Origin of the sequence: Wenyingzhuangia sp. (genome assembly GCF_039768515.1) — a bacterium.
In the GTDB taxonomy this organism is placed as follows: Bacteria; Bacteroidota; Bacteroidia; order Flavobacteriales; family Flavobacteriaceae; genus Wenyingzhuangia.
Genome location: NZ_JBDNAI010000115.1, coordinates 1 through 9,218, shown reverse-complemented (window position 1 = coordinate 9,218; position 9,218 = coordinate 1). Strand labels below are relative to the sequence as shown.

The following is a 9,218-nucleotide window of genomic DNA, read 5'->3' as shown; positions in this document are numbered from 1 at the left end:
GAATATACTAGTGATGGTAGATGCTCACACATGCCATCTCAAGAAACCATTAATCCATCTGCTTGCGTTCGTTCTTATCCTGTGGCACAGAAATATCGGTTTATTTGGGTTTGGATGGGAAATCCTGCTTTAGCTGATGAAGATTTAATCCCAGATATGCACTGGAATGATGATCCAGATTGGGCAGGTGATGGACAAATGATAAAGGTGAATTGTAATTACAGATTGGTAGTTGATAATTTAATGGACCTCACCCATGAGACCTTTGTGCATTCGGGAAGTATAGGGGATCGCAATGTCGCAGAGGCACCTTTTGACGTGCACTACGATGACAAAACGGCCACTGTTACCAGGTGGATGAAAGGCATTAAACCTCCTCCTTTTTGGAAGGGGCAATTGAATAAAGTTTTTAATCATAACGGTGAAGTAGATCGTTGGCAAATCATCAAATTTGAAGCCCCTTGTACGATAAATATTGATGTCGGGGTTGCCATTGCCAATACGGGAGCACCAGAAGGAAATCGTACGCAGGGAGTTAATGGTTATGTGTTGAATACGATAACACCTTCAACCAACCAAACTTGTCTTTATTTTTGGGCATTCAGCAGGAATTATAATCTCAAAGATCAAAGCAATACCACAGAACTCAAAAATGGGGTTGCACGTATTTTTGCACAAGACGAAGAGATACTCGAGGCACAGCAAAAAGCCATTAATGCTAATCCAAATAGAGAGTTTTATAATTTGAATATAGATGCAGGTGCCATGTGGGCCAGAAGGATTACGGATAAAATGGTAGAGGAGGAACTGAAAAACGAAGCCGATGCGTTATAGAAATTCGTGGTTTGATGCAAGGGTAATAAGCAGATTGCAGGTTGCCGAAAATGTATTGCAAATACAAATCATGCCAGCCAGTGGTACCACAAAATCTTTTACCGTTGGATCACATATTGATGTGGCCATTTTGATTAATAATGAAATAGAGATTAGGAGCTATTCATTAGTCGGTGAATCTACTCCAAATACCCCTTATACCATTGCGGTAAAACTGTTGAAATCGAGTAAGGGAGGCTCCAAATACATGTGGTCTTTGGAGCAAGGAAATAAAATTAAAATATCGCAACCCATCAATAACTTTGAATTAAGTTTTAACACGGATGATTATTTTTTAATTGCAGCAGGTATAGGAATCACACCACTATTGGGTATGGTGCAGACGTTGGTTAAAAAGAAGGGAGTAAACCTGAAAATGTTGTACTGCGGAAAGAATAAAGAAGAAATGCCTTTTATTGAAGATTTGGCGACCCTCTTGGGTGACAATCTAATCTTGCATCTCAGTGATGAAGAAGGCCGTTATAACACTTCGAATTTAATTGATATCGCCAATTCTACAACACAAATTTACCTTTGTGGACCATTGCCATTTATGAATGCAGTTCGAAAAAATTGGGAAGAAGGGCCTTATGAAAATTCTAATTTACGTTTTGAGACTTTTGGAGCCTCAGGTTTATTTGCTCCTCAAGATTTTTTGGTGAAAATTCCAAGATTTGATTTGGAACTTAAGGTGAAGAAGGACCAGACCATATTGCAAGCTTTTCAAGATGCCCAAGTAGAAGTAATGTATGATTGTAAAAAAGGAGAATGTGGATTGTGTCAAGTAGATATTATTGAATATTCAGGTGATATTGACCATCGAGATTTCTTTTTTAGTGAATTGGAAAAAGGAGAAAATAAAAAAATGTGTGTCTGCGTTAGTCGAGTCGCAAATGGGAATATAACCATTGATACCCCATACCGTGGGGTATGATTTATGGTGACCAATAAAAATTTCGGATAGTGCTTGCTAACTATAAGTTATGTTGCTTTTTTATCCTTTTCGAAATTCTCCAGGAGCAACTCCTACACGTTTTTTAAATAGTCTGTTAAAATATGCAGGGTCATTAAAGTTGAGTAAATAGGCCACTTCGGCAACGGTGTACGAGGTGTTTAAAAGATATTTTTTGGCCTCATTTATAGTATAATCTTGGACCACTTTTAGAGCAGATTTTCCAGCAACAACTTTGCAGACTCTATTGAGATGAGTTTGAGTTATTCCAATAGCCTTTGAAAATGCCTTTACAGAAAGTAAAGCTTTGGAATGTTGACGAATCAAATCCTGAAAAAGTTGGTAATAACCTAAATTTCTATTGTTGGAAATTAATGCATTGGCACTTGTTCTATATTGCTCTCGATACAATTGCAGATATAACAATTCAAAATACCTGGTGATGGCCAAAAGTTTTTCGGGAGCTTCGGTCAATAATTCTTCCTGAATTTTAGATTTTAAATACAGAATTTCTTTAACGATTTCAAGATTATCTCCGAAATAGAAGCTAGATAATCGTTTGCTTTCTTTTTTTATTTCTTGATGGTTACTGAGTAATGTTTCAAAAAAAGAAACAGATAGCGTAATTACATTTCCTTTAATTTGAGGTTCAAAATGAAAACCGTGTAATACGTTTGCGGGTATGGTTATCAAACAAGGTGCTTTAAGATGAGTTTTCTTTCCTTCCGAAAATAAAACACCTCTTCCAGATTCAACAATAAAGAGCTGAACCAAATCTGTATGAATATGTTCCTTGATTTCCCAAGAATAAAATTTACTACGCTCTTCAATGGGTTCAATGTGAATGAAATCGGCCACAAATGGCAATTTCTGGTCGCCATATAAGCCTTGGTATCTAACTATATCATTCATAATGTTTATTTTAAACAAGTACAATTTTGGGTTTAATTCGCATAAAGTGCTTAAATACAGTAAAATGAGTATTTTTTTACGTAAAAAGCAAATGTACAAATTATAAAAATGTTTAAAAAGTACAATGATAAAATTAAATTATCCAATCGTAAATTTTGCGATGTAGTTAGTTTTGAAAATAATTAATAAAAACCATACTATGAGTGATGATATCATTACCGGTTTTGATATGGAGGTCCAGCCGCCATATGTGGATAAAGCCTATAAGTCTACGATTTTAAGAGCTCCTACAAAGCCGCTTATTGTAGCACGAAAATCCCTGTCAGATAGCACCGGCCCCCTGTTCCAGGATTTTAATATTGGTGAACTAGACCATGATCTTACCAAGAATTCTATAAAAGTATCCGAGCCATTAGGTGAGCGAATAGTTGTTCATGGTAGGGTTATGGATGAATATGGGCACCCTATTCCGCATACTTTAGTGGAGATTTGGCAAGCAAATGCCGCAGGTAGGTATGTGCATAAAGTTGACCAACATAATGCACCGCTAGACCCCAACTTTTTGGGTGCTGGACGCTGCTTAACAGATGCTCAAGGATTTTATAAATTCTATACCATAAAACCAGGAGCATACCCATGGGGAAATCACCATAATGCTTGGCGTCCAGCTCACATTCATTTGTCCGTATTTGGCAATGCGATTTCAAGTCGATTGATAACCCAAATGTATTTTCCCAATGACCCATTGTTTCAATACGACCCCATTTTCAATGCCGTTCCTGAGAAAGGTAGAAGTTTATTGGTGTCTAAATTTGATTTAGCTATTACTGAGCCAGAATTTGCACTGGGGTATAGATTTGATATCGTGTTGAGAGGTCATAATGCAACCCCATTTGAGAATAGATAAAATAGGATATGGAAGAGATGATAAAATTACAGACCCCTTCGCAGACTATAGGTCCTTATTTCGCATATGGACTGACGCCAGAGCAGTACCAGTATGATTTTTCGTCTATGGTTGACGGTAATATGGTAAAAGGAATTAAAGGAGCAGATGCCATACAAATAAAAGGAATTGTATATGACGGAAATGGTAGCCCAATAGATGATGCTATGTTGGAACTATGGCAGAATGATGGGGAGCACAAACTTTTTGGAAGGTACGGTACCGGTACCGATAAGAATAATGTGTTTGAATTTACCACAGTAAAGCCAAAATCAGTAGAGGATCAGGCACCTTATATCAACGTAATTCTGTTTATGCGTGGACAATTGTTGCATTCATATACGCGCATCTATTTTTCTGATGAAACAATTTTGAATGAAAAAGATAAGGTGTTAAATTCTATTCCCGCAGAACGCAGAAATACTTTGATTGCCAAAAAAGAAGAGAACGCTTATGTGTTCAATATTCATATGCAAGGGGATAATGAAACGGTCTTTTTTAAGGTATAACCACACGCGATTCTATGTCACTATATTCTGAAACTTTTTATGCCAAAGACCTTTCCGAATTATTTTCGGACAGAGCGACCATTACTAATCTATTGCGGGTAGAAGCTGCTTTAGCAATTGCTCAATCAGAAGTGGGAGTAATTCCTAAAACGGCAGCAAACGTCATATCAGATTGCTGTGTAATAGACGCTATTGACCTTATTTCGTTAAAGAAGGATGTGGTTTTGGGAGGTAATGTTGCTATTCCCTTGGTCAAGCAGCTTACCAAAGTGATAAAGAATAGGGATTTTGAAGCCTCTAAGTATGTGCACCTTGGGGCTACAAGTCAAGATATTATTGATACCGCTACCATACTTACTATTTCAGGATATATAGATTGGTTAGAACAAAAAATCAATGTTTTGGAAAAGGCTTTGCTTAATTTGACTAAGACTCATTCGAAAACCCTGATGGTCGGTAGAACGCTTCTACAACAAGCAAAACCAATAACGTTTGGATTAAAAATCTCTGGATGGCTGGAAAGTATTTCTAGGAGCAAGGACAGAGTTTTGGAATTAAAAAAACGTTTACTATGTATTCAGCTTGGTGGAGCAGTCGGCAGTGGCAGTGCAAGCATTACAAAAGATGTTCAAATGGCATTTGCAAAAAGCCTAAATTTACAGATGTCTCTGCCGTGGCATTCTCACCGAGATTCACTGGTAGAATTTGCGTCAGTTGTAGGAATTTTATCAGGTTCGATAGGTAAAATCGCAAAAGACATTTCCTTATTGATGCAGACCGAAGTAGGGGAAGTGTTTGAAGGAAAGGTGGAAGGGAAAGGAGGTTCTAGTATTATGCCCCATAAAAGAAATCCTGTAACCTGCACGCTTATTTTAAGCAATGCAAGTCGTACTCCGGGATTAGTTTCTACCATGCTGTCTGTTATGCCACAAGAGCATGAGCGTTCTGCAGGATTATGGCATGCAGAATGGGAAACCTTAGTGGATCTAATGAAATTGACCGGCGGTTCATTAGAGAAGTCAATTGATTTAATTACAAACCTCGAAGTGGACAAAGAACGAATGCTTCAAAATATTGAAATGACCAATGGACTTATTTATGCCGAAAGAGTCTCGCGGCACTTATCGAAATCTATGGGAAAATTGCATGCACATGAATCGGTAAAAAAAGCATGTTCACTAGCAATTCAACAGCAAAAAAAGTTAAAAGATGTGGTTATGGAAATGCATCCTCAAATAGAAAATATAGGGTACTTATTCGATCCGGAAAATGCCATTGGCAATAGCGTGGTTTGGGTAGAAAGTGTCGTCAAAAAATATTCGGAATAATGAAAACAAACTATAAAATACAAGGGACTCCAAATAGCCCCGTACTGATGTTCTCTAATTCATTGGGGGCAGATTTATCAATGTGGGATGAGCTAGTGCCTTATTTGCTCCCTTATTTTAGAGTCTTACAATACGATACACGAGGACACGGCAATAGTGAATTGACGGAAGGTCATTATACGATTGAAATGCTTGGTCAAGATGTCATTGACCTTTTAGATGATTTGAAGATTGATAAAGTGTATTTCTGCGGATTATCTATGGGTGGGTTAATAGGACAATGGCTTGGAATCAATCATTCGGATAGATTACACAAATTAGTTATTAGCAATACGGATTCTAAAATTGGCACATCGAAAGGCTGGAATGAGCGGATGAAGATTATCAGCGAAAAGGGCATGCAATCCATCACGGATGCCACCATGGAAAAATGGTTTACGGCTAATTTCCAGAAAAAAAACATATCCCGTTTGGCGGAAATGACACAGAAGTTTTTGTCAAACCGAGTTGCGGGATACATCGCATGCTGTGCTGCAATTGCTGCTGCTGATTTTAGGGGTAGTATAAAAGATATTTCCGTTGAAACGCTCATCATAACAGGCGATGAAGACGAAGTAACCAATGTTGCTCAAGCTGAAAAAATGCAGCAAGTAATTCCGAATTCTTCTCTAAAAGTATTTCATGCAAGACATTTGCCAAGTACCGAATTGCCGGCTGATTATGCGGATACGCTTATCAATTTTATCGTAGGCAAAGAAATCTATGAAAGGGGTATGCATGTTCGCAGAACTGTTTTGGGTAATGCTCATGTGGACAAGGCGAACGGTAATAAAAATGAATTCAACACCGATTTTCAAGAGTTTATATCGCACTATGCTTGGGGCGAAGTATGGACTCGTCCCGGTTTGGTAAAACATAGCAGAAGTCTTATTACGCTTGCTATGTTAATTCCGCTCAATAAAAAAGCAGAGTTTAAAATGCATGTCAAAGCTGCTTTTAATAATGGAGTGCAGGTGGATGAAATTAAAGAAGTGATTTTGCAGTCAGGTATTTATTGCGGATTACCTGCAGCAAATGACGCCATGCATTCAGCAGAAGAAGTATTTCAAGAATTAAAGATAAGGTATAAGTAGTATGATAAACATAAAAACTCAGGTGGGTATTATTGGAGCTGGCCCGTCTGGAATGGTATTAGCTAATTGGCTAAAAAAACTTGGGATATCAGCGGTGGTATTAGAATTACGCTCGAGAGAATATGTTGAAGGAAGAGTGCGAGCAGGTCTCGTTGAACAAAACACCAAGGACATTTTAAAAGAATTGGGTCTGGATGAGCGTATGAAAAAAGAGGGTGTCGTGCATGATGGCGTTTACTTAAGTTTTGATGAAGAGCGTGTTCATATTCCTTTTGGGCAATTGACTGGTGGTAGAACCATATCAATTTATGGTCAACAGGAAATCACGAAAGATTTGACAGATGCCTGGTTACAGGGAGGAGAAACGCTTTACTTTGAGACCAAGGCAACTAAAATTGCGGATTTTAATACCAAAAACCCCAAAATACATTTTATAAAAGATGGTGAAGAAGGAATCGTTGAATGCGATTTTGTAGCTGCATGTGATGGTTTTCACGGGATCGGAAGAAAAACTTTGCCAAAGAAAAGTTTTCAATCTTATGATATTACCTATCCTTTTAGTTGGTTGGGTATTTTGGCAAATGTTGCTCCTTCTACGGATGAACTTATTTACTCTTATCATAAAAATGGATTTGGGTTGCATAGTTTGCGGTCAGAAACCGTGAGTCGATTATACCTACAGGTTGACAATGGTGACTCTTTAGACAATTGGTCAGATGACCGTATTTGGAGCGAGCTCTCCACTCGATTAGGCACCCCCGGTTGGGAATTAGAAGAAGGCCCAATTTTTGAAAAAGGGATTACTCCAATGCGAAGTCATATGATTGACACCTTGCGAAGCGGTAGACTTTTATTGGCAGGAGATGCTGCACACATTGTGCCGCCAACAGGAGGTAAAGGCATGAACTTGGCCATTGCTGATGTGAAGCATATGGTAGACGCCTTTGTGCATTTTTATAAAAAAAATTCAGAAACGTTATTAGAGAGCTACACCGATACTGCCTTAAGACGGATTTGGCGTGCTCAAGATTTTTCCAATTTTATGACCAAGTTGTTTCATAAACAAGATGAGCACGGATCGTTTGCCTATCGATTGCAAAAAGCAAAATTTGATTATATAAAGGTGTCTAAAGCTGGTAAAACAACAATAGCAGAAAATTATGTGGGTCTGCCTTTTAACACCTTTTAAATATATATTTCAATGAAAATAGTTCAGATAATAAATGCTTATGAAGCAGCAGGTTTAGTTAAAGATGGAGATATTATTTTGGCAGGAGGTTTTGGAATGACCGGTAATCCAGTGAATATTATTCATGAATTGGCAAAGACCAAAGTGAAAAATTTAACCTTTATCGCAAACAATGTGGGCGAGCCTAATATGGGTGGTGGTCGACTATTAAACAATGGTCAATTAAAGAAAATGATTGGCTCATTTTTTACTTCTAATAGAGAAGCGGTTTTGGCGGCTCAAGAGGGTAGAGTAGAGTATGAATTATTGCCTCAAGGTACCTTGGCAGAAGCGATACGTGCAGGTGGTGCAGGTATCGGTGGATTTTATACACCAACTTCTGCGGGCACTTTAATTGCAAAGGGGAGAGAGACAAAAATATTAAACGGCAAAGAACAAGTTTTTGTAGAGGGAATTCGAGGGAATGTTGCCATAATAAGAGCTTGGAAAGCAGATGTGGCAGGAAATTTACAATACCGCATGACCGAACAAAATTTCAATCGTGCTATGGCTACTGCTGCTGAAATTGTTATTGCCGAAGTGCAAGAAATTGTGCCAATCGGTGAAATAGATCCCAATGAAATTCATACGCCAGGATGTTTTGTAGATTACTTGGTAGAGCGAAAGTTAACGGAAGAAGATTTGGGTTCATCCGCATCGGTTGGTTCGTCAAAAGTTATAGATCAAAAAAGAATGAATATGGCCAAGCGTGCTTTTGCAGAATTGAGCAAGGGTGATGTAGTCAATCTAGGAATAGGTATTCCAACTTTGGTAGCTGATTTAATAAAACCTGAAGACGGAATAATTCTGCATACCGAAAACGGAATGTTAGGTGTAGGTCCGGAACCTAACGATGGAGGTGGAGCTATGAATTATCCTGTAAATGCTGGAAAAGTTCCTGTCACAGCATTGCCGGGTAGCAGTTACTTCGATAGTGCAGATAGCTTTGCCATGATTCGTGGTGAGCATATTGATGTGGCTATTATGGGCGGTTTAGAGGTAGATGGACAAGGAAACCTAGCCAACTGGTCAGTACCAGGCAAACCTCTTTTAGGTGTTGGAGGTGCAATGGATTTGGCTTCGGGAGCAAAAAAATTAATCATTACTTTACGACATACGGATAGAGAGGGTAATTCAAAGGTGGTTGAAAAATGTAGTTTGCCAATAACCGAATATGCTTGTGTAGACTTGCTGATAACAGAACTAGCCGTGTTTAAATTTATAGAAGGACAGTTGACACTTATTGAAATATTACCAGGGAGTTCTTTGGAAGAAGTTCGAAAGAAAACTGACGCCAAGTTTGTAGAAAGGGTAAGTTAAGGGCTCTATGCGAAAGG

General features: G+C 38.3%; 9 protein-coding genes. 8 read left to right on the top strand and 1 reads right to left on the bottom strand.

Going from position 1 to position 9,218, the window contains the following annotated elements; all coding sequences use genetic code 11:
- Both ABF281_RS07455 and ABF281_RS07450 read left to right on the top strand, forming a co-directional pair.
- Positions 1-834: aromatic ring-hydroxylating dioxygenase subunit alpha (locus ABF281_RS07455; protein ID WP_347181052.1), on the top strand; the 834-nt coding region annotated here is incomplete at its 5' end.
- Positions 824-1,807 (top strand): PDR/VanB family oxidoreductase, encoded by a 984-nt coding sequence (locus ABF281_RS07450; protein ID WP_347181051.1) that lies wholly within the window; start codon positions 824-826, stop codon positions 1,805-1,807. The genes ABF281_RS07455 and ABF281_RS07450, both read left to right, overlap by 11 nt.
- A gap of 60 nt (positions 1,808-1,867) precedes the next feature.
- On the opposite strand, the gene ABF281_RS07445 is transcribed toward ABF281_RS07450, so the two are convergent.
- Complete coding sequence (locus ABF281_RS07445) at positions 1,868-2,737, bottom strand: helix-turn-helix domain-containing protein (protein WP_347181050.1); 870 nt, start codon at positions 2,735-2,737, stop codon at positions 1,868-1,870.
- A 199-nt stretch (positions 2,738-2,936) separates the two neighbouring features.
- On the opposite strand from ABF281_RS07445, the gene pcaH reads away from it, so the two are divergent.
- Genes pcaH through ABF281_RS07415 form a run of 6 tightly spaced genes read left to right on the top strand, consistent with a single transcriptional unit; the run spans position 2,937 to position 9,201 of the window.
- Positions 2,937-3,644, top strand: coding sequence for a protocatechuate 3,4-dioxygenase subunit beta (pcaH, locus tag ABF281_RS07440; RefSeq protein ID WP_347181049.1), 708 nt, complete (start codon positions 2,937-2,939; stop codon positions 3,642-3,644).
- A gap of 17 nt (positions 3,645-3,661) precedes the next feature.
- Positions 3,662-4,192, top strand: a complete 531-nt coding sequence (locus tag ABF281_RS07435; protein ID WP_347181048.1) for a protocatechuate 3,4-dioxygenase subunit alpha — start codon at positions 3,662-3,664, stop codon at positions 4,190-4,192.
- A 14-nt stretch (positions 4,193-4,206) separates the two neighbouring features.
- A complete protein-coding gene (pcaB, locus tag ABF281_RS07430) occupies positions 4,207-5,520 on the top strand; it encodes a 3-carboxy-cis,cis-muconate cycloisomerase (RefSeq protein WP_347181047.1) in 1,314 nt (437 codons plus the stop codon).
- A complete protein-coding gene (gene pcaD, locus ABF281_RS07425; RefSeq protein WP_347181046.1) occupies positions 5,520-6,653 on the top strand; it encodes a 3-oxoadipate enol-lactonase in 1,134 nt (377 codons plus the stop codon). Before pcaB ends, pcaD begins: the two co-directional genes overlap by 1 nt.
- Before the next feature lies 1 nt (position 6,654).
- Complete coding sequence (locus ABF281_RS07420; RefSeq protein WP_347181045.1) at positions 6,655-7,842, top strand: 4-hydroxybenzoate 3-monooxygenase; 1,188 nt, start codon at positions 6,655-6,657, stop codon at positions 7,840-7,842.
- 12 nt (positions 7,843-7,854) lie between these two features.
- Entirely contained in the window at positions 7,855-9,201 is a 1,347-nt protein-coding gene (locus tag ABF281_RS07415; protein ID WP_347181044.1) for a 3-oxoacid CoA-transferase, read from the top strand.
- Positions 9,202-9,218 lie beyond the last annotated feature (17 nt).